This is a genomic window from Duganella vulcania (genome assembly GCF_009857655.1).
Lineage (GTDB): Bacteria > Pseudomonadota > Gammaproteobacteria > Burkholderiales > Burkholderiaceae_D > Rugamonas > Rugamonas vulcania.
In genome coordinates, this window is the sequence record NZ_WWCX01000007.1 from 60,915 (window position 1) to 81,627 (window position 20,713).

Here is a 20,713-nt window from a genome sequence, read left to right on the forward strand (position 1 = left end):
AGCCCGTTTCCTCCCGCCCCCACGCTGCTGCTATCATGCCGACGCGCCAATACCGCGCGCCGGCAGGATGGCAAGCCATCAATTCCGGCCAGGCCGGCTTAATCCGGTACAATCCCCAGTTAGCGTGCAATCCATCCTTATCGGTTAGCGCCCCGGTAATTTTGTATAGAAAAATATGTTTTCCTTTTTACTGAGCTTTGTCGCTTCCGCGCTGCTAACCCTGCTGGTGATTAAAGAAGCGAGATTGCACGGCCCTGCGCTCGATTCCGATTTCATGGGGGTGCAAAAAGTGCACGCCCACCACGTCGCCCGCATCGGCGGCTTATCGATATTCCTGTCGGTGGCGCTGAGTTCTTTCATTTCCATTTGGCGGGTGCCCGCCATGACGCAGTTGCTGATGTCGCTATTGGCCTGCGCGGCCGTGGCCTTTGTCGGCGGCATCGTCGAGGACTACACCGGCCGCGTCAGCGCCGGCCGCCGCCTGCTGCTGACCATGGCCGCCGCCGCGCTGGGCTATTTCCTGCTCGACGCCCGCGTCGACCGCATCGACTGGATGTTTAGCGCCTGGCCGCTGCAATACATGTGGCTGACCCTGCCGCTGACGGTGCTGGCCGTGGCCGGCATCGCCAACGCGGTCAACATCATCGACGGCTTCAACGGCCTGGCCAGCGTGGTGTGCATCTGCATGCTGCTGTCGCTGGGCTACGTGGCGCTGCAGGTCAACGACATGTTCGTGCTGATCGCGGCCCTGATGGTGGCCGGCGCCACCGCCGGCTTCCTGATCTGGAATTATCCGGTCGGCATGATTTTCCTGGGCGACGGCGGCGCGTATTTTATCGGCTTCATGCTGGGCGAACTGACCCTGTTGCTGGTAATGCGCAATCCGCAGGTTTCTACGTGGTACGCGGCCTTGCTGTTAATCTACCCGACCTTTGAAACCTTGTTTTCCGTTTATCGACGAATGTTTGTCCGTGGAAAGTCTCCGGCCATGCCGGATGGTATCCATTTACATAGTTTAATCTTCCGCCGCATCGTCCAATGGGCGGTCGGCCGCAAAGAGGCGCGCGCGCTGATACGCCGCAATTCGATGACTTCGCCTTATTTATGGCTGTTTTCTCTGATGGCGGTGATACCGGCCACGGTATTCTGGCGCTATACCTGGGCATTAATGGTGTGCTGTATTTTGTTTATCGGCAGTTACATCTGGATTTATGTGCGCATCGTCCGATTTAAATCGCCACGCTGGATGATACGCCACAAGAAAACCTGATATTTTTATGTTGATGTAATATATTCCCGCCGGGCTTTATATCACCTCACTTAAAAGGAATTTCCAATGGATCTGTCGAATATGTCGTCCGCGGATTTACGCAATCTGCAGGAACAAGTTAAACGCGAATTAAAACAGCGCGAAAGCCAGGACCTGGCCAAGGCGCGCGAGCAGATACTGGCCATCGCCCAAAGCGTGGGCGTGCCCTTGAAAGAGCTGGTGGGCAGTGGCAGCGGCGGCACCCGCGCCAAGACCGGCAGCGTGGCGCCGCGCTACCGCAACCCGGCCGACCCCAGCCAATTGTGGACTGGCCGCGGCCGCCAGCCCAAATGGGTCAAGGAGTGGGTCGATGCCGGTAAAGACATCGCCGGCTTAAAGGTTTAAACTGCTGGCACTTCAATCACCCGGCGGCCGGATAGGCCGGCCGCCGGCTTCAACCTTCCTCGCTACTACATTTCCACACTATGGTTTCTTTATCTAAAACGATCTTCAAGGCCTACGACATCCGCGGCATCATCGATAAAACCCTGGATGCGGGCGTTGCCCGCCAGATCGGCCAGGCCTTCGGCCAGGCCGCATTGGCCAAGGGTGAAAAGAAGGTCGTGATCGGCCGCGATGGCCGCCTGTCCGGCCCGGTGCTGGCGGCGGCGCTGGCCGAAGGCCTGCAAGCGGCCGGTGTGGATGTGATCGACCTGGGCGTGGTGGCCACGCCGATGGTCTACTTCGGCACCAACGTGCTGGGCGCCGCGTCCGGCATCATGGTCACGGGCAGCCACAATCCGCCGGACTACAACGGCTTCAAGATGGTGCTGGCCGGCGAGGCCATCCACGGTGAAGCCATCACCGCGCTGTACCAGCGCATCGTCGACCATGACGGCTCGCCGGCGGCAAGCAAGGGCGCCTACAGCACCCACGACATCCGCGCCCAGTACCTGGAACGCATCATCGGCGACGTCAAGCTGGCGCGTCCGATCAAGATCGCGGTGGACTGCGGCAACGGCGTGGCCGGCGCGTTCGCGGGCGACCTGTTCCGTGGCATGGGCTGCGAAGTGATCGAACTGTTCTGCGAAGTGGACGGCAACTTCCCCAACCACCACCCAGACCCGGCACATCCGGAAAACCTGCAGGACCTGATCCGCTGCCTGCAGCAGACCGACGCCGAGCTGGGCATCGCCTTCGACGGCGACGGCGACCGCCTGGGCGTGGTCACCAAGGATGGCCAGATCATCTATCCGGACCGCCAGATGATGCTGTTCGCGGCCGACGTGCTGAGCCGCCATCCGGGCGAGCAGATTCTGTACGACGTCAAGTGCACCCGCCACCTGGCGCCGTGGATCAGCAAGCACGGCGGCGTGCCGCTGATGTACAAGACCGGCCACTCGCTGGTCAAGGCCAAGCTGCGCGAGACCGGCGCCCCGCTGGGCGGCGAGATGAGCGGCCACATCTTCTTCAAGGACCGCTGGTACGGCTTTGACGACGGCCTGTATTCCGGCGCCCGCCTGCTGGAGATCCTGACCCGCGAAGCCGATCCGTCCAAGCTGCTGAACTCGCTGCCGCAATCGGACAGCACGCCCGAGCTGCACCTGCACCTGAACGAAGGCGAGAACGTCATCGTCATGGACAAGCTGCGCAGCGACGCCAAGTTCCCCGGCAATGTGCAGATCATCACCATCGACGGCCTGCGTGTGGAGTACGAGGACGGCTTCGGCCTGGCGCGTTCGTCCAACACCACGCCGGTGATCGTGATGCGCTTCGAAGCCGAAACGCCGGCCGCGCTGGCGCGCATCCAGGGCCAGTTCAAGAGCGTGATCCTGGCCGCCAAGCCGGACGCGGAACTGCCGTTCTAAGCGCATGACGGCGCAAGCGGGCGGCCGCAAGCCGCTGAACATCCTGCTGGTGCGCGTCTCCTCGCTGGGCGACGTGCTGCACAACCTGCCGATGGTGGCCGATATCGCCCGCCATTTCCCGGACGCGAACATCGACTGGGTGGTGGAGGAGGGCTACGTCAGCCTGGTGCGGCTCAACGCGCGCGTGCGCACCATCATCCCGTTTGCGCTGCGGCGCTGGCGCAAGAGTCTCGGCAAGCCCGAGACGCGCGCCGAGATCAAGCACTTCTTCCGCACGCTGCGCGAGCAGCAGTACGACTACGTGTTCGATACGCAGGGATTGCTCAAGACCGGCATCATCATGGGCGCGGCCCGCGTGGTCAAGGGCGGCCGCAAGGTTGGCCTGGCCAACGGCAGCGAAGGCTCCGGCTACGAGGGCATCTCGCGCATCTTCCACAACCTGAGCATACCGACCGACCCGCGCACCCACGCGGTGGCGCGCGGCCGCCTGGTGGCCGCCGCGGCGCTGGGCTACGAGGTCGACACGCCGGCCGATTTCGGCCTGCCGGAAGTCTCGGCCAGCGAGCCGCGTCCGGAGTGGATGCCGGCCGAGCCTTACGTGGTCTACTTCCACGGCACCGCGCGCGATCCGAAGAAGTGGGCGCCGGAGAACTGGATCGCGCTGGGCCGCGAACTGGCGCCCATGCCCATCCTGCTGCCCTGGGGCTCGCCAAAGGAAAAGGCCGAAGCCGAGGTGCTGGCCGCCGGCCTGCCGAACGCGCGGGTGCTGCCTAAACTGTCGATGGCCGACGCCATGCTGCTGGCGCGCCACGCCGGCCTGGTGATCGGCGTCGACACGGGACTGACCCATATCGCCGCTGCCTTCGTGCGGCCGACGGTGGAAATCTACGCCGATTCGCCGCGCTGGAAGACCGAGGGCAACTGGTCGCCGCGCATCATCAACCTGGGCGACCGCGGCACGCCGCCGTCGGTGGCCGAAGTGCTGTCCGCAGCCCGCAGCCTGCTTGCGCGGGTATAAACAACTTTATGCGTATTTTCTATTCCGTGATGTGGTTGCTGGCCTTGCCGCTGGTGCTGACCCGCTTGTGGCTGCGCGGCCGCAAGGAGCCGGGCTATCGCCAGCACTGGGGCGAGCGCCTCGGCTTCTACAGCGGCGCCGCTTCCACATCGCCGGCGCTGTGGGTACACGCCGTCTCCGTCGGCGAGACGCGCGCCGCCGAGCCCTTGATCGACGCGCTGCTGGCCGAGTATCCGGACAGCCGCATCGTCCTCACCCACATGACGCCGACCGGCCGCGCCACCGGCAAGACGCTGTTCGCCAAACATGGCGCGCGGCTGGTGCAGTCCTACCTGCCATATGACACGGCGACGATGGTGGGCCGCTTCATCAAACACTTCAAGCCCGTGGTCTGCATCCTGATGGAGACCGAGGTGTGGCCGAACCTGATCGCTGTATGCGGCCAGCGCGGCGTGCCGGTGGTGCTGGCCAACGCCCGCCTGTCGGAACGCTCGCTGCGCAGGTCGCGCCGCTTCGGTTCCTTGCTGGTGGACGCCGCGCGCGGCATCTCGCTGGTGGCCGCGCAGACGGCGGCCGACGCGGAGCGCGTGCGCTCGCTGGGCGTGCAGCGCGTGGAGATCACCGGCAGCATCAAGTTCGACGTGGTGGTGCCCGATGCGGCGCTGGCCATCGGCGCTGCGCTGCGCGGTGTGACCGGCGGCCGTCCCGTGCTGCTGTGCGCCAGCACGCGCGAGGGCGAGGAAGAGCTGATACTCGATGCTTTCCGCCGCGAGCGCGCCGCGCTGCCGGCCAATGTGCTGCTGCTGATCGTGCCGCGCCACCCGCAGCGTTTCGATGAAGTGGAGAAGATGGTGGGCGCGCACGGCCTGAACGTGCAGCGCCGCAGCAAGCTGGCGCTGGATGGCGGCGATGCCGTGCTGGCGGGCTTTGTCGATGTGCTGCTGGGCGATTCGATGGGCGAGATGTTCGCCTATTACGCGGCCTGCGATGTGGCCTTCGTGGGCGGCAGCCTGCTGCCGTTGGGCGGCCAGAACCTGATCGAGCCGGCGGCGCTGGGCAAGCCGGTGCTGATCGGTCCACACACCTTCAACTTCGCGCTGGTGACGGAAGATGCGCTGGCCGCGGGCGGTGCGCAACGCGTGGCCGACGCGGCGGAGCTGATGTCCGCCGCCGGGCGCCTGCTGAACGACGAAGCGGCGCGCGCGGCGATGGGCCGCAACGCGCTGGCCTTCGCCAACCAGCATCGCGGCGCCACGCGCCGCACGCTGGCCTTGCTGCCGCCGCTGCTCAAACTTTAACCCGCCAACTCCGCCTCTTCGGCGTAGCGCAGCACCGTGGAGTGCTGGCGGCAGAAGCGCGTCGCCGCCTTGTAGCCGATATCGAACAGGAACTGCATGTTGGACGTCGACCAGTCCATCGTGTTCGGCATGTGATCGTCCGGCACGGCGGCCATCAACTCCAGCTTGAGCAGGCGGCGCTTCGGCAGGCCGGTCTTGCGGTCGGTGTTGTGTTCCAGCTCGAACAGGCGGATCTGGTTCTGCGAGATCTTCACCAGCGGCGTGATCATCGAACCCACCCATGCGTCGTACAGGTTGCGCGGCTTGCGCAGCAGGCGCTCGTCGCCGAGGATGTCCAGCACGATCAACGTGTCGGTGTCATGGTGCTCGCCTTTGCCTTCGATGAAGGGATCGAAATTCAGCGTCTCCAGCGCGGCGCCTTCGATGTATTCCTCGCCGTCGATTTCGGTCGGCGCGTACAGGAAGGGGAAGGACAGCGCGGCGCGCACATGCTCCGCCTTGATTTCATGCTTGTTCCAGATCGTCATGCGATGCTGGTTCAGGTTGTAGGCGTTGATGTAGAACTCCGGCTTCATGCTGGCGATGGCGGAGAAGTCGACCGCGCCTTCCAGGAACGGCGCGTGCGCGCACAGCCCCAGGCTCTTGGCGGACAGGTTGGACGGCGACATGGTCGACATCAGCAACTGGGTCCAGTCGGTCCACGGCACCTGGCCGAAAACATTTTGCATCGCACCAAAAACCGGATGGCTGGTGGCCGGCGCGAAAGCGTTGCGGAAGGCGTCCGCCTCCTGGCCCGGTTTGTGGAAGACCTTGTAATTCACCGGCATCATCTTGTAGATGCTGTCGGAGACGCCGGTATCGGCCCAGCGTTTCAGCGCCTGGCGCGGCGAGCCCTCCAGCGGCGCCGCGTACAGCAAGCCCATCAGAACGCCCGCACCCGAGGCGGAAATCACGTCGAATTCGACTTCCTGGTCGAGGAAGGCAGCCAGCGCACCAGCGATCAGAGGCGAGTTCGGCGCGCCTCCACCCAAGACCAGGCCGGTCTTCTTTTTCATGGTTTGTTGCATTAAATTTATCCTTTATGCGGCAGTGCAGCATAAGTTATCACGATAAATTCCATGGGGCAACTTTTAATATCGCATGAGGGATATTTGCGATGCGGATAACTGTCTTGTCTTTATGTTGATTCCGGGGTGCGGCCCAGCATGCGTTTGAGGGTCGCATCCTTGTCGATCAGATGGTGCTTGAGCGCGGCGGCGGCGTGCAGCACGATCAGCACCAGCAGCAGGTAGCCGAGGAAGCCGTGCATGGTCTGGCCGAAGTCGGACCAGCGGGCGCTAAGCGGCACGGCCTGGCCGGCCACTTCGTGGCTGGGGAAAATCTGCCAGTCGAAGATGCCGAAACCGTGGCCGCTGGCGCCGGAGAACAGCATGCCGGTCAGCGGCAGCACGACGGTCAGGATCAGCAGCACCACATGCGCCGCCACGGCGGTCACATGCTCCAGCCGCGACACCGGCCGCACCGGCTGCGGCAATCCATTGCGCCAGCGCCAGGCCAGCCGCGCCAGGATCGCCACGAACGCCAGCAGGCCGATCGATTTGTGAATGTCGTAGAGATGCCAGGATTCCGTCTCGACCATGTAAATGCCGAGCGCAATCAAGCCAATGATGGTGGCCGCCACCAGCCAATGCAGGACGATGGTGGTGCGGCTGAAGTTTGTTTTGGTATCCATGGCGACAAACTACATCCACATTGACCAAGCGTCAACTGTTAGAAGGCCAAATACAAACCCGTCTCCAGGCTGAACGCGTGCGCTTCGCTGAACGGCAGGCGGTCGGTGCGCACGCGCAGGCGGAACGGGCCCTGTTCGTAGCCCAGTCCCACCATGTTGAACCGCGTGTCATAGCTGGCGCTGAACGTGCCCCACTGGCTGGTGTAGCTGCCGATGGCTTCCGGTATGGTGGTGCCGGCGATGCGCTGCGCGCTAACCCGCACCGCCCATTGCTGGTGGCGGTAAGTGAGGTTGAGCGCGGTGCTGGCGCCGATGGTGCCGGTGCGCTCGATCAAGCTGTTCTGGCCCACGATGGACGGCTTGTAGTTGATGTAGCCGTCGCCATCGACGGTCTGCACGTCGGAGGCGATGCGTTGCACCGTCCACGGCAGATTGGTCCAGTGCATGCGGCTCCACAAGTCGTTGACCGCCAGGTTGGCGGTGAGCTGGCTGCTCAGCGGCCATTGCAAGGCGGCCGAGACGCTGGCGCCCGACGATTTTTGTACCGACTCCGGCATGAACGGATAGGTGTAGTCCGTCTTCGAGTTGGTGTACGCGCCGTCGATGCGGTACGCGGTCTCGGGCTTGTAGCTGACCATGCCGGACGCGCTGCTGTCGTGATTGCGGGCGCGCCCGTACACGGCGGCCGACACCATCAGCAGGGGATGGCCCGCGCCCAGGTCGGGCAGGGCGAAGGTGCGGCCCACGCGCGCGCCCGCCGCCGCCCATTGTTTCGAATGGGCGTCCACCGCTAAATCGAGCGCCTTGCCGGGCGTCGTGTGGCTTTGATAGAGGTGATACAGGTCCACCGCGTCGCGGTTCGCCTGCAGCGACCCTTCGAGCCGGTATTCAGCGCCGACGCGCCAGCCGTCTTTCTCCACGCCGAATTCCACGCGGTCCCGCTGCAGGAAGACGTTGCGGCCATTGCGCGGGGCGTAGCCGTCGCTCCAGTCGCGGCCCAGTTCGCGGATCGGCACGGCGTCGTAGGCCGCCCAGGCCTGTGCCTTGGCATAGGGCTGCCAGGCGGCGCTGGGGGCGCGCAGTGCGATGTCGCTGTCGGCGACGGCGGTCTGCGCCGCCGCCCCGCTTGCCGCAAGCAGGGCGCCCAGTAAGGAAATCAAGCGCATGATGGATCAGTTCAGCGTCTCGAAAGTGCCATCGATGTAGTTGATCACCCGGGTGCCGGTATTGATCTGTGCGGTCTTGCTGTTGTTCTTGTAGACGTCGATCAGCTTGACGCCGTCCACCAGCGTGACCGTGACACCGGTGGCGCTGGCGATATGGGTCGTTCCTGGCGGCGCGGTGTTGCCGTCGAACGTGATGGCGTTGGCGCCGTCGTTGTAGGTGCCGTTGAATTGGGCGGTGTTGTAGCTGGTGTCATGGTTGGCAAACTCGATGTCCAGCACGGGACGGCCGACGATCTTCAGGCTGCCTTTGAACGAAGTTTTGGTCGGGGCGAAGTTGGTCGCCGACTGCGGCTCCCAGCTGATGTAGTTCTTGTAGTTCGACACTTCGACCGTGATGACGCCTTTGAAGCTCTCGGCACGGCTGTTGGTGAAGTTACCGCTGAACTGTGTGTAGGATGGCTGGTAGCCGCTGCCGTATTTGTCGGTTTCGAAGTTATTGAGGGTCAGGGTGCCGCTGGCGCTGTTGTTGGCCGTTGCGACTTCGATGTCCAGCTTTGCTTCGACGGCGCGGTACCTGTTGCCGTTGACGGAGGCACGGATGAAGGATGTGTCGGCCAGCTTGACGGTGCCAAGCGCCGCCCCGTTTTTGACCGCGCTGATGCTGCCGGACAGCGCGTAGCTGTTGATGCCCGACGCCTGCGCCGTGGTGGAGGCTTTGACATGCCAGGTTTCGTAGTCGGTGATCAAGGTGCCGGCGGCGTTGGCGTGCGCGGGCATGGTGCCGTCGATCTGCAACGTGGTGAGGATATCGCCGTTGATCCGGTAGCCGATGGTGCCCTGCGTTGCGTTGCCGACGAGCGTCCCGCCGCTCACTGGCTGGTAGCCGTAGGGGCCGTACTGGTCCCGGTAATATGTCTGCGAGAAGCGCATCGTCTGGGTGGTGTAGGCGAAGCTGCCGCTGGCTGCCGGCGTCAGCGTGATGCTATTGCCGATGAGTGTGTGGGTATAGAGGCTGCTCGATGCCAATTTGCGTTCCGAACCTTCGACGGCCATGCCGTTCAGCGTGCAGGAGACGCTCCTCGGCGTGACCGACGATACGTCGTTGCTGGTCATGGGGATGATCGCCGCCATATCCTTGTACAGCGTGCACGCGCCCATTGGCGCCCATGACTCGCCGTCCTTGATGGTGATGGCCGTGGATCGCTTCTGGATGAAGTCGTCGTAGAGCTTGATGCCGCTGAACGAAACGCTGATCCAGTTGGCCAGGTTCTGGTCCAGCGGCGACGTGGCGATGTCGAAATCGGCCTTCATCGCGTGCGAGCTGTTGCTCAGGCCGCCGCCGTCCTTGTTTGCGTCGGACCAGGCTTGCAGGTTGGTGCGCAGGCTGCCGAACAGGGCTTTGGTGTCGGCCACCGGGCCGGCTGATGGCGGAGCGGGCTGCACCACCACAGAGCCGGCGTCCGTGGCAGGGGTGCTGCCGCCACCTCCACCACCGCCGCAGGCGGCCAGGGTGGAAGCAAGTGCGCAGGCAAGGGCGAGTTTCGTCAAATTCATTGCAAGAGTTAAATAATAGTTTTCCAACTATCAATTATAACATATGCAATTAGTTGTCTTTGGTAAATTAAGTGATTGACAGCCTTGGTGAAGTGGCAATCGATGCTGCCGGCCGAATGCTAGGGGAACAGCACCGGCAGCTCCTGCGCGCGCTTGCGCAGCAGGTTCTTGGCTTCCTCGTATTCGGGATAGATCAGGCCCACGGTGTTCCAGAACTGCGCGCTGTGGTTCATCTCCAGGATGTGCGCCAGTTCGTGCGCGATCACGTAGTCGATCAGCGGTTGCGAGAAGTGGATCAGCTTCCAGTTCAGGCGGATCTTGCGGTCCACCGTGCACGAACCCCAGCGCGTGCCGGCCGACGACAGCCCGAACGAGTGGTAGCGCACCCCCAGCCGTTCGGCGTACATGTCCAGCCGCTGCTCGAACAGCACCTTGGCTTCCTGCTGATACCACGCCTTCACACGCTCCTTCAGCAGCGTCTCGGTGGCGCCGGGCACCAGCACCATGGACAGCTCGCGCGTGGCCGGGTTGTAGCTGCTGCGATTGCGGCCACCCACCAGCAGCCGCAGCGTGATGTCAGCGCCCAGGTACGGCAGCTGCGCGCCGTCGATCCATTCCACCGGCGGCTTCTCCAGCCGCGCGGCGCGGCGTTCGCGGCGCTCTTTCAGCTTGCTCAGTATCCAGTGCTGCTTGGTGCGGATGGCGTTGTCGATTTCGGCGATGCTGATGCGCTTGGGCGCCGTCACGCGCAGGCCTTCGTCGTCGATCATGAAGCCGATCGAACGGCGGGTCGAACGGCGCAGCGAATATTCAAGCACGAAGTCGCCCACCATCAGCTGGCGCTTGGGCATCTGCTCCGGCGGTGGCGGCGTCTGCGCGCGCGGCTTGACCGGCACGGCGGTCTGCGGCGGTGCGACGTAGGGCGAAACGGGGGGAGGGGTATTCGAGGCAGGCGCGGTCGGAATCGACCATACCGGTGCGGTGTACACCGGCTTGAGAGACGACTGCGCCTCCCGTCCAAACAGGTCCAGCTGGCTGGCGTCGTCTTGCGGCGACGCCGGCTTCACCAGCGTGGCCAGATCATCTAGCCAGCGTTGTAGGCGTGGGGCGAAATGACGCGCATTTCTGATTCTATCCAATTTTCCACCTGTTGCATCATGCCGTCCGGAGTCAGGCCTTCCGGCGAAATCGGTTTGCCTATCGATACTGTAACAAGCCCTGGGCGCTTGATGAAAGAATTTTTTGGCCAGCATTCGCCGGAGTTGTGGGCAATCGGCACAACCACCGCGCCCGTCTCGATGGCGAGGCGGGTGCCGCCGCTTTTGTACTTGCCGGCCTTGCCGACCGGGATGCGCGTCCCTTCCGGGAACATGATAATCCACTGGCCGTCGGCCAGCCGGCGCTTGCCGTGGCGGACCACGTCCTGGAAGGCGTACTTGCCCTGCTTGCGGTCGATCGGGATCATGCGCAGCAGCGCCATCGCCCAGCCGAAGAAGGGAATGTACAGGATCTCCTTCTTGAACACGAACACCAGTGGGCGCGGCATGTTAGGCAGCAGGAAGATGGTCTCCCACGCCGACTGGTGCTTCGACAGCACCACGGCCGGCGCGTCCGGGAAGTTCTCGGCGCCCTTGATTTCGTAGCGGATGCCGCAGATGACCTTGAGGCACCAGATCATGAACACGTTCCAGCGTCCGGTGATGTAGAAGCGCTGGTTGTACGGCAGCGGCGCGGCCAGCAGGCACACGCAGGCCCAGACGATGGTCGATACCACCATGATGATGGTGAAAATCAGGGAACGCAGAAACAAGACGGGATGACCCAATGCAGACTCCAAAACTGTTTAACTAACGACGTGCAGCGCCGGCGGGGCGCTGGTTTTCAGCAGGTGGTTGACCATCGCGGCCAGGTCGGGGAACACCATGGTGCCGGGCGGCAGTCCGCCGGTGGCCTGGGTTTTCTCGCCCTTGCCGGTCAGGACCAGGTAAGGCACGCAGCCGCTGACGTAGCCGGCCTGCAGGTCGCGCAGCGAATCGCCGACGGTCGGCACGCCTTTCAGGCTGATTTTATAACGCTGCGAGATTTCCGTGAACATGCCCGGCTTCGGCTTGCGGCAATCGCAGGCGTCGGCCGCGGCGTGCGGGCAGAAGAAGATGGCGTCGATGCTGGCGCCCACTTGCTGCGCCAGGTTGTGCATCTTCTGGTGAATCGCGTTCAGGATCGCCATGTCGAAGAACTCGCGGGCGATGCCCGACTGGTTCGACGCCACCACCACGCGATACCCCGCCTGGTTCAGGCGGGCGATCGCTTCGAGCGAGCCGGGGACCGGGATCCACTCGGCCGGCGACTTGATGAAGTCCGGCGAATCATGGTTGATGACGCCGTCGCGATCGAGGATGATCAGTTTCATGGACGGCGTACCCATTTAGGCCGCCAGCTTCGAAATGTCGGCCACGCGGTTCATCATGCCGTGCAGCGACGACAGCAGGGCCAGGCGGTTGTTGCGCAGCGCGACATCCTCGGCCATCACCATCACGTCGTTGAAGAAGGCGTCGACTTCCTCGCGCAGCTTGGCCAGCGTTTTCAGCGTGCCGGCGAAGTCGCCCTGGTTGAAGGCGGCGTCGATTTCCGGCAGCACGCGCACCACGGCCGCGTTGAGGTTCTTCTCGGCGGCGTCCTGCAGCAGCGCGACGTTGACGCCGCTGTTGCCGGCGGCGGCCAGCGCTTCCTCGTTCTTCTTCAGGATGTTGGTGATGCGCTTGTTGGCGGCGGCCAGCGAGGCCGATTCCGGCAGCGCGGCGAAGGCTTGCACGGCCTCCAGGCGCTGCACGATGTCGTCCAGGCGGTCCGGATTCTGGGCGACCACCGCTTCGATTTCGTTCGGCGAGAAGCCGCGCTCGCGCAGGATGCCGCGCAGGCGGTCGATCATGAAGGTATAGACGTCGGCGCTCGGATCCTTGAAGCCGGCCACGGAGGCGAACAGCTGCGCGGCGTGCGACAGCAGGCCGGAGATCGACAGCGGCAGGCGCTTCTCGATCAGCATGCGCAGCACGCCCAGCGCGTGGCGGCGCAGCGCGAACGGATCCTTGTCGCCGGTCGGCGCCAGGCCGATGGCCCAGATGCCGACCAGGGTTTCCAGCTTGTCGGCCAGCGCCACGGCGGTGCCGGTGACGGTGGACGGCAGGGCGTCGCCGGCGAAGCGCGGCTGGTAGTGCTCGGACGCGGCCAGCGCCACGTCTTCCGGCTCGCCGTCGTTGCGGGCGTAGTAGGTGCCCATGATGCCTTGCAGCTCAGGGAACTCGCCGACCATCTCGGTGACCAGGTCGGCCTTCGACAGCTTGGCTGCGCGGATTGCCAGCGTGGCGTCGCCGCCGATGGCGGTGGCGATGTAGCCGGCCAGCGCGGCCACGCGTTCGCCGCGTGCGGCCTGCGTGCCCAGCTTGTTGTGGTAGACGATTTTTTCCAGCAGCGGCAGGCGCGATTCCAGCGTCTTCTTCTTGTCCTGCTCGAAGAAGAACTTGGCGTCGGACAGGCGCGGACGCACCACGCGCTCGTTGCCGTCGATGATGGCGGCCGGCGTGTCGGTGGCGATGTTGGAGACGATCAGGAAGCGCGAACGCAGCTTGCCATTGGTGTCGGTCAGCGCGAAGTATTTCTGGTTGGTCTGCATGGTCAGGATCAGGCATTCCTGCGGCACGGCCAGGTATTCTTCCTCGAACTTGCACTCGTAGACCACCGGCCATTCGACCAGCGCGGCCACTTCGTCCAGCAGGGCTTCAGGCATCAGCACCGTGTCGGCGCCGGCCTTGGCCAGCAGTTCGGCGCGGATTTTCTCCTTGCGGTCTTCGACGCCGGCCAGTACCTTGCCTTCGCTCGCCAAGGTGGCGGCGTAGCTGTCGGCGTTGGCGATGGTGACCATGCGCTGGCCGGGAGCGGTCAGGAAGCGGTGGCCTTCGCTGACGTTCGACGCGGTCAGGCCCAGCAGGGTCAGTGGCAGCACGGTGGCGCCGTGCAGCGCGATCAGGCTGTGGGCCGGACGCACGAACTGCACGGTGGCGCCGTCGGGACGCTGGTAGCTCATCACCTTAGGAATCGGCAGCTTGGCGACCGAGTCTTCCAGCGCGGCCTGCAGGCCGGCTTGCAGCGCGCTGCCGGCCGCGGTGTAGGTGTAGAAGAAGCTTTCGGCCTTGCCGTCCTGTGCGCGTTCCAGGTCGGCCACGGTCAGGTTGGGGAAGCCCAGCGCGGCCAGTTTCTTGGCCAGCGGCGGCGTGCCGTTGCCGGATGCGTCCAGCGCCACCGACACTGGCAGCACTTTTTCGCGGATCGACTTGTCCGGCGAGGTGGCACGCACCTTGGTGATGGAGACGGCCAGGCGGCGCGGCGAGGCGTACGAGGTGGCGACGCTGTCGGCTTCCAGGAAGTCGCGCGATTTCAGGCCGTTGACGATGCCGTCCGCGAAAGCCTTGCCCAGTTTGGCGAGCGCCTTCGGCGGCAGTTCTTCGGTCAGCAGTTCGATGAGCAGAGTTTGAGTCATATTATTTATATCGTTTTATTCGGCGGCGACAGAAGCGGCGGGAGCCATAGGGAAGCCCAGGCGTTCACGCGAATCGTAGTAGGCTTGTGCGACCAGGCGCGACAGGGCGCGCACGCGGCCGATGTAGGCGGCCCGTTCGGTCACGGAGATGGCGCCGCGCGCGTCCAGCAGGTTGAAGCTGTGCGAGGCTTTCATGATCTGCTCGTACGCGGGCAGCGTCAGTTGCAGCTCGATCAGGCGCTTGGCTTCCGATTCGTGGTTGTTGAACTGGGCGAACAGCAGCTCCGTGTTCGAGTGCTCGAAGTTGTAGGCCGACTGCTCCACCTCGTTCTGGTGGAACACGTCGCCGTACTTCAGCGTTTTCGTCTCGCCATTCTCTTCCCAGGTGGTCCACACCAGGTCGTACATATTCTCGACGCCCTGCAGGTACATCGCCAGGCGCTCGATGCCGTAGGTGATCTCGCCCAGCACCGGCTTGCAATCGAGGCCGCCGACCTGCTGGAAGTAGGTGAACTGCGTCACTTCCATGCCGTTCAGCCAGACTTCCCAACCCAGGCCCCAGGCGCCCAGCGTCGGCGATTCCCAGTCGTCCTCGACGAAGCGCACGTCGTTCTGCTTCAGGTCCAGGCCCAGCGCTTCCAGCGAACCCAGGTACAGGTCCAGGATGTTTTCCGGCGCCGGCTTCATCACCACCTGGTACTGGTAGTAGTGCTGGCCGCGGTTCGGGTTCTCGCCGTAGCGGCCATCCTTCGGGCGGCGCGATGGCTGCACGTAGGCCGCGCGCCAAGGCTCGGGGCCAATCGCGCGCAGGAAGGTGCCGGTGTGGAAGGTGCCGGCGCCGACTTCCATGTCGTAGGGCTGGAGCAGGGCGCAGCCTTGCTTGTCCCAGTAGGTTTGCAAGGTCAGGATAATTTGTTGAAATGTCAGCATCTTGTGTAGTCGGTGGCGCAGCCCAAAGGCGCGCGGTTGCGGTTTCGCTAAAGCGGCAATTTTAGCGGGTTTTACGGGGAGCCTGTAGAGATTAAGCGGCTTTAGGCCGGTTTTGGCCGGTTTTTTGCGCGCCGGGCTCCAAACCAGGCCCCGCCCAGCGACAGCGTGGCCAGCGCCAGGAACAGCTTGTTCCCCCACAGGATGTACGGGGTGCTGCCCGCCGTGCCCTGCACCGTGGCCGCCAGCGCGCCGTAGGTGTCCACGGGCAGCTGCTGCACCACTTTGCCTTCGCCATTGATGATGGCGGTGGCGCCGGTGTTGGTCGCCCGCAGCATCGGGCGGCCGGTCTCCAGCGTGCGCATTTGCGAGATCTGCAAATGCTGGGGGATGGCGATGGTGTCGCCAAACCAGGCCAGGTTCGAGATGTTGAGCAGCATGGTGGCCGGTTTCTGGCCCTGCGCCGGGTTGTTCAGCTGGTTGGCGATCTCTTCGCCGAACAAGTCTTCGTAGCAGATGTTCGGCAGCACGCGCTGGTCCTTGATCGGGAACGACGGCTGGATGTCGCGGCCGCTGGTCTGGTCGCCCAGCGGGATCGACATCAGGTTGACGAACCAGCGGAAGCCGAACGGAATGAACTCGCCGTATGGCACCAGGTGGTGCTTGTCGTAGCGGTAGTAGCTGGAGCCCAGCTTGGACGGGATGCCGATCGCGCTGTTGAAGTAGGCGGTCTGGCTGTCGGCCAGCGGAATGCCCAGGATCAGGTTGCTGTTGGTCTTGTTGAGGAACTGGGCGATGCCGGGCAGGTAGTCGGGCGGCAGCTGCTGCGGCAGCATGACGATGGCCGTCTCCGGCGTGGCGATCAGGTCGGCCGGGGCGGCCGTGATGGCGTCCTGGTACAGCTTGAGCGCCGACATCACGCGCGAGCCGTTGAATTTTTCATCCTGCGGGATATTCCCTTGCAGCAGGCGCACCGAGATCGGCTTGCCTTCCGGGTAGGTCCAGTGCAGCAAGCCCAGCGCGACGCCGGCCGCGCAGATGGCGACGATCAGCCCGGCCGCGCGCAGGCGCGTGCGGTGCAGCAGCAACAGCAGGGCGCCGGCGATCACGGCAGCCAGCCAGCCCAGGCCGTACATGCCGATCAGCGGCGCGAAGCCGGCCAGCGGGCTGTGGTTGTGGGCGTAGCCGGCCGACAGCCAGGGGAAACCGGTGAACAGCCAGCCGCGCAGCCATTCGAACAGCGACCACATGGCGGGCAGCACCAGCAGGTTGGCGGCCGGCAGCGGCAGCGCCCAGCGCTTGCGCAGCCAGGCCGCGCCGCCCATCGCCAGCGCGACATAGAAGCCCATGGCCCAGGCCAGCAGCAGCACGGCGGCGGCCGCCAGCGGCGCCGGCATGGCGCCGTAGGTATGCATGGAAACGTAGAGCCAGTGGATGCCGGCCGCGGTCCAGCCGAAGCCGAAGGCCCAGCCGATCAGGGCGGCGGCCTTGACGCTGCTGCTGCGCAGCACCTGGTAGAACAGGGTCGCCAGGCCGAGGATCTCCAGCGGCCACCAGCCGAACGGCGCGAAGGCGAACACGCACAGCGCGCCGGCCACGGCGGTGATGGCCATGCGGCCACGGGTGGAGCGTTGCGGCTTGGGCGGATCGTTCGGGTTGGCGCGGCGAAAACGCATCAGGCGTCGTCGCCGTCTTCAACGGCGGGCGGCAGTTTTTCCACCAGCAGCACATGGATCTGGCGGGCGTCGGCGCGCAGCACTTCGAAGCGCAGGCCTTCCATGTCGAACACGTCGCCCTTGTGCGGCATGCGCGCCAGGTGCTTGGCGACCAGGCCGCCGATGGTGTCGACGTCGTCGTCCGGCAGCGCGGTGTCGAGTTCCTCGTTGAACTGCTCGATCTCGGTCAGCGCCTTGATGCGCCAGCGCGGGCCGTGCACGCCTTCCTTGATCGACAGGATGTTGTCCTCTTCCTCGTCGAAGTCGTATTCGTCCTCGATGTCGCCGACGATCTGCTCCAGCACGTCCTCGATGGTGATCAGGCCGGCCACGCCGCTGTACTCGTCCACCACGATGGCCATGTGGTTGTGGTTGGCGCGGAAGTCGCGCAGCAGCACGTTCAGGCGTTTCGATTCGGGGATGAAGATGGCCGGGCGCAGCATGTCGCGCACGTCGAACGATTCCTCGGCGTAGTAGCGCAGCAGGTCCTTGGCCAGCAGGATGCCGATCACCTTGTCGCGCTCGCCTTCGATGGCGGGAAAGCGCGAGTGGGCGGTGGACAGCACTTGCGGCATCCATTCCTCGATCGGCTTGGAGATGTCGATGACGTCCATCTGCGAGCGGGGGATCATGATGTCGCGGGCGGACAGGTCCGACACCTGGAACACGCCTTCGATCATCGACAGGGCGTCGGCGTCGATCAGGTTGCGTTCGTGGGCGTCGTGCAGAACTTCGAGCAGTTCCGCGCGGTTCTCTGGCTCGGGGGAAATCAGTGCGGTCAGGCGTTCAAACAGCGACCGGTGGGGTTTGGCGTCAGTCTTGACGCCACTAGAGTGCTCTTGCATAGGAGGCGTGAGCCGTTGTTTCGAAGGGGTATAGGATACACCAAATGGGGCGGCGGAGCCTTTTTTGTCAAAAAGACAGCGCCTGGCCCTCAGTCGGCATAGGGATCGGCGTAGCCCAGGCCGGCCAGGATTTCCGTTTCGATGCCTTCCATTTCGGCCGCTTCCTCGTCGTCCATGTGGTCGTAGCCCTGCGCGTGCAGCACGCCGTGGACGATCAGGTGGGCGGCGTGTTCTTCCACGGTTTTCTTTTGCTCGGCCGCTTCCCGCTCCAGCACGTCGGTGCAGAGGATGATGTCGGCCTGGGTCGGCGCGTCGTCCGGCAACTCTTCGCCTTCGTTGTAGGCGAAGGTCAGCACGTTGGTGGCGTAGTCTTTTTCGCGGTAGTCGCGGTTCAGCGTGCGGCCTTCGTCGGCGTCGACGAAGCGTATCGTCAGCTCGGCCGGCGCGAACAGCGCGGCCTGCACCCAGCGGCGGATCTTGGGACGGGTGAGGCTTTCCTGCAGGCGGACGTCGGGATATTGCACCGACAGCGTCAGTTTATTTTTTGCGGACATTTTTGAGAGCTGTGGCTTTGAGGAGGGGAGCGATTTCCGCTTCGTGGTTGTGCGCGGTTTCGTAGGCGTCGACGATGCGCGCCACCAGCGGGTGGCGCACCACGTCTTCGCTGTTGAAGTGGCTGAAGGCGATGCCGCGCACTTCCTTCAGCACCTGGATGGCGTCCACCAGGCCGCTCTTCTGGCTCTTGTGCAGGTCGACCTGGGTGACGTCGCCCGTCACCACCGCCTTGCTGCCGAAGCCGATGCGGGTCAGGAACATCTTCATCTGCTCGACCGTGGTGTTCTGCGCCTCGTCCAGGATGACGAAGGCGTGGTTCAAGGTGCGGCCGCGCATATAGGCCAGCGGCGCGATCTCGATCACCTGTTTCTCGAACATCTTCTGCGTGCGGTCGAAGCCCAGCAGGTCGTACAGCGCGTCGTACAGCGGACGCAGGTAGGGATCGACCTTCTGCGCCAGGTCGCCCGGCAGGAAGCCCAGCCGCTCGCCCGCCTCGACGGCGGGGCGGGTCAGGATGATGCGCTTGACGGCGTCGCGCTCCAGCGCGTCGACCGCGCAGGCCACCGCCAGGTAGGTCTTGCCGGTGCCGGCCGGGCCGACGCCGAAGCTGATGTCGTGCTCGAGGATGTTGCGCAGGTAGCGGATCTGGTGCGGCGTGCGGCCGCGCAGGTCGGCGCGGCGGGTTTTCAGGATCGGGCTGTTGATGTCCGGCTCGACGAACGGCGCCTCGACCACGCGCGGCTGGTCCGGCGCGGACGGCGCGGCGCTGGCGGCCGCGGCCAGGCCGGCGCGCTGTTCGACCAGGGCCAGCTGCACTTCCTCGATCGGCACGATCTTGTTGGCGACCGCGTAGAACTGTTCCAGGATCTGCACCGCGCGCTCGGCGTTGTGGCCGCTGACGATGAACTTCTCGCCGCGGCGGAATATGGTGACGTCCAGCGCGGCGGAAATCTGGCGCAGGTTTTCGTCGAGGGGGCCGCACAGGTGGGCCAGGCGCGCGTTATCGAGCGGCTCCGGGACGAAGTAGTACGGTTGGACTGGCGTTTTGGTTTTCAATGGCATGCTTTATGAGAGAGGCCGGCAGTGCCGGCACAGGCGATAGTTTAACGTAATTTTCCGCCGCCAGACGCGATAAGCCTTGATTTTGGACGGCCTGCCTTCTACATTGAAAGCGTAGCCTGCGGGCAATTTCCAGCGAGGGGAACATGGCAGCCAACACGATTTCGTCGTCGCGCATCAGCACCCCGCTCGATGGCGTGCAGGCGGCCAACCAGCGCGAGACCCGCGTCAACCGCGAGCGCCAGCGCGGCGAGCAGGCCGGCGCGGCCGAGCGCGCCGACCGGGCCCAGCGCAGCACCGCGGCCGAGCGCGCGGTGCAGAACCGGGTGGAGCAGAACGCCGACACCCAGCGCGCCCGCGCCCAGGCCAACGACGACGCCGCCGCCCGGGAGCGGCGCCAGGCGCAGGCCGCCGACAAGCATACCCAGCAGGACCGCCGCCAGACCGAAAAGACCGTCGGCCGCCACATCGACACCACCGCCTGACCCGCCGGCCCCGCTTTTCCGCCATTCCCGCCCGTGTAAAGCTGAACTTGCTTTGTGTAACAGTTTCCTACAAGTTCTTGCGTGCGACACCCTCCAGCCCCATGTGATGAAATAGCATTGTTGCTAAGGTTTCTAGCCGGTGATTGATGTCGAACAATCTTCGCTCGGCGCACAACGGCGGAAACAGGCCCTTTTGAGCATAGAATTATCTTGCACGAAAGGCAATCAGCAGAGGCTAGCTGAAACTTAGTCCAAGGAACTAAGTTGCGCTTAAGTTCAGGCCTGCACACTTCATTCACCCAACCAACGAGGAAAATCATGGCACACCACGCTCTCGCTTCCCAGGAAAGCTACAACCCGAACCATCTCCTGGATATCTTGCTCGGCAAGATGCAGTTGAAGAACGACGCAGCGCTGTCGCGCCTGCTGGAAGTCGCGCCGCCGGTCATCAGCAAGATCCGCCACCACCGCTTGCCGGTCGGCGCCTCGCTGCTGATCCGCATGCACGAAGTGACCGGCATGAGCATCCGCGACCTGCGTGACTTGATGGGCGACCGCCGCACCAAGTACCGCCTGTCCGACGCCCAGGGCCGACCAAAGCCGGAAGAGCGCACCGAAAAGGCCGAGGCCGGAAACTACGCGCGTCACTAATGCGCGCGCATGCCCGCTGCTGCCGTTGCCGTGGCTGATTCCAGCCCGGCCGGCAGC

At 64.3% G+C, this 20,713-nt stretch carries 20 protein-coding genes; 7 read left to right on the forward strand and 13 right to left on the reverse strand.

Going from position 1 to position 20,713, the window contains the following annotated elements:
* The first annotated feature begins 175 nt into the window (after positions 1–175).
* The 5 genes from GTP90_RS07555 (at position 176) to waaA (ending at position 5,433) form a co-directional block, all read left to right on the forward strand.
* Positions 176–1,270, forward strand: coding sequence for an MraY family glycosyltransferase (locus GTP90_RS07555; RefSeq protein WP_161082918.1), 1,095 nt, complete (start codon positions 176–178; stop codon positions 1,268–1,270).
* A 66-nt stretch (positions 1,271–1,336) separates the two neighbouring features.
* Positions 1,337–1,654 carry an H-NS histone family protein gene (locus GTP90_RS07560; RefSeq protein WP_161082919.1) on the forward strand — a complete coding sequence of 106 codons (318 nt, stop codon included), beginning with the start codon at positions 1,337–1,339 and terminating at the stop codon, positions 1,652–1,654.
* 80 nt (positions 1,655–1,734) lie between these two features.
* Positions 1,735–3,117, forward strand: a complete 1,383-nt coding sequence (locus GTP90_RS07565; protein WP_161082920.1) for a phosphomannomutase/phosphoglucomutase — start codon at positions 1,735–1,737, stop codon at positions 3,115–3,117.
* 4 nt (positions 3,118–3,121) lie between these two features.
* A complete protein-coding gene (waaC, locus tag GTP90_RS07570) occupies positions 3,122–4,135 on the forward strand; it encodes a lipopolysaccharide heptosyltransferase I (protein ID WP_161082921.1) in 1,014 nt (337 codons plus the stop codon).
* A gap of 8 nt (positions 4,136–4,143) precedes the next feature.
* On the forward strand, positions 4,144–5,433 hold the full coding sequence (gene waaA / locus GTP90_RS07575) for a lipid IV(A) 3-deoxy-D-manno-octulosonic acid transferase (RefSeq protein WP_161082922.1): 1,290 nt from the start codon (positions 4,144–4,146) through the stop codon (positions 5,431–5,433).
* Here waaA and GTP90_RS07580 read toward each other — a convergent pair.
* From GTP90_RS07580 to GTP90_RS07640, 13 genes are all read right to left on the reverse strand, one after another.
* Positions 5,430–6,488 (reverse strand): patatin-like phospholipase family protein, encoded by a 1,059-nt coding sequence (locus tag GTP90_RS07580; protein WP_254451768.1) that lies wholly within the window; start codon positions 6,486–6,488, stop codon positions 5,430–5,432. The two genes, waaA and GTP90_RS07580, sit on opposite strands and share 4 nt — an antisense overlap.
* 122 nt (positions 6,489–6,610) lie before the next feature.
* Complete coding sequence (locus tag GTP90_RS07585; RefSeq protein ID WP_161082924.1) at positions 6,611–7,165, reverse strand: cytochrome b; 555 nt, start codon at positions 7,163–7,165, stop codon at positions 6,611–6,613.
* 38 nt (positions 7,166–7,203) lie between these two features.
* A complete protein-coding gene (locus GTP90_RS07590; protein ID WP_161082925.1) occupies positions 7,204–8,331 on the reverse strand; it encodes a hypothetical protein in 1,128 nt (375 codons plus the stop codon).
* A gap of 6 nt (positions 8,332–8,337) precedes the next feature.
* A complete protein-coding gene (locus GTP90_RS07595; RefSeq protein ID WP_161082926.1) occupies positions 8,338–9,879 on the reverse strand; it encodes a hypothetical protein in 1,542 nt (513 codons plus the stop codon).
* A 125-nt stretch (positions 9,880–10,004) separates the two neighbouring features.
* Positions 10,005–10,952 (reverse strand): M48 family metallopeptidase, encoded by a 948-nt coding sequence (locus GTP90_RS07600; protein ID WP_161082927.1) that lies wholly within the window; start codon positions 10,950–10,952, stop codon positions 10,005–10,007.
* A 17-nt stretch (positions 10,953–10,969) separates the two neighbouring features.
* Entirely contained in the window at positions 10,970–11,662 is a 693-nt protein-coding gene (locus GTP90_RS07605; RefSeq protein ID WP_371875034.1) for a lysophospholipid acyltransferase family protein, read from the reverse strand.
* A 66-nt stretch (positions 11,663–11,728) separates the two neighbouring features.
* Positions 11,729–12,295, reverse strand: coding sequence for a D-glycero-beta-D-manno-heptose 1,7-bisphosphate 7-phosphatase (gene gmhB / locus GTP90_RS07610; protein WP_161082929.1), 567 nt, complete (start codon positions 12,293–12,295; stop codon positions 11,729–11,731).
* Positions 12,296–12,310: 15 nt separating this feature from the next.
* Complete coding sequence (gene glyS, locus GTP90_RS07615) at positions 12,311–14,419, reverse strand: glycine--tRNA ligase subunit beta (protein ID WP_161082930.1); 2,109 nt, start codon at positions 14,417–14,419, stop codon at positions 12,311–12,313.
* Positions 14,420–14,434: 15 nt separating this feature from the next.
* The gene (glyQ, locus tag GTP90_RS07620) at positions 14,435–15,349 is read right to left on the reverse strand and encodes a glycine--tRNA ligase subunit alpha (protein ID WP_161082931.1); all 915 of its coding nucleotides are present in this window, start codon (positions 15,347–15,349) and stop codon (positions 14,435–14,437) included.
* Between the two features lie 101 nt (positions 15,350–15,450).
* Positions 15,451–17,022 carry an apolipoprotein N-acyltransferase gene (lnt, locus tag GTP90_RS07625; protein ID WP_161082932.1) on the reverse strand — a complete coding sequence of 524 codons (1,572 nt, stop codon included), beginning with the start codon at positions 17,020–17,022 and terminating at the stop codon, positions 15,451–15,453.
* Positions 17,022–17,906 carry a CorC family transporter gene (locus tag GTP90_RS07630; RefSeq protein ID WP_161082933.1) on the reverse strand — a complete coding sequence of 295 codons (885 nt, stop codon included), beginning with the start codon at positions 17,904–17,906 and terminating at the stop codon, positions 17,022–17,024. Before GTP90_RS07630 ends, lnt begins: the two co-directional genes overlap by 1 nt.
* An 89-nt stretch (positions 17,907–17,995) precedes the next feature.
* Positions 17,996–18,460, reverse strand: a complete 465-nt coding sequence (gene ybeY, locus GTP90_RS07635) for an rRNA maturation RNase YbeY (protein WP_161082934.1) — start codon at positions 18,458–18,460, stop codon at positions 17,996–17,998.
* The gene (locus tag GTP90_RS07640) at positions 18,444–19,517 is read right to left on the reverse strand and encodes a PhoH family protein (RefSeq protein ID WP_161082982.1); all 1,074 of its coding nucleotides are present in this window, start codon (positions 19,515–19,517) and stop codon (positions 18,444–18,446) included. Before GTP90_RS07640 ends, ybeY begins: the two co-directional genes overlap by 17 nt.
* 149 nt (positions 19,518–19,666) lie before the next feature.
* Here GTP90_RS07640 and GTP90_RS07645 point away from each other — a divergent pair, with 149 nt between their 5' ends.
* Together GTP90_RS07645 and GTP90_RS07650 are read left to right on the forward strand one after the other, a co-directional pair.
* Positions 19,667–20,005 (forward strand): hypothetical protein, encoded by a 339-nt coding sequence (locus GTP90_RS07645; protein WP_161082935.1) that lies wholly within the window; start codon positions 19,667–19,669, stop codon positions 20,003–20,005.
* A gap of 318 nt (positions 20,006–20,323) precedes the next feature.
* Entirely contained in the window at positions 20,324–20,656 is a 333-nt protein-coding gene (locus GTP90_RS07650) for a hypothetical protein (RefSeq protein ID WP_008451968.1), read from the forward strand.
* Positions 20,657–20,713 lie beyond the last annotated feature (57 nt).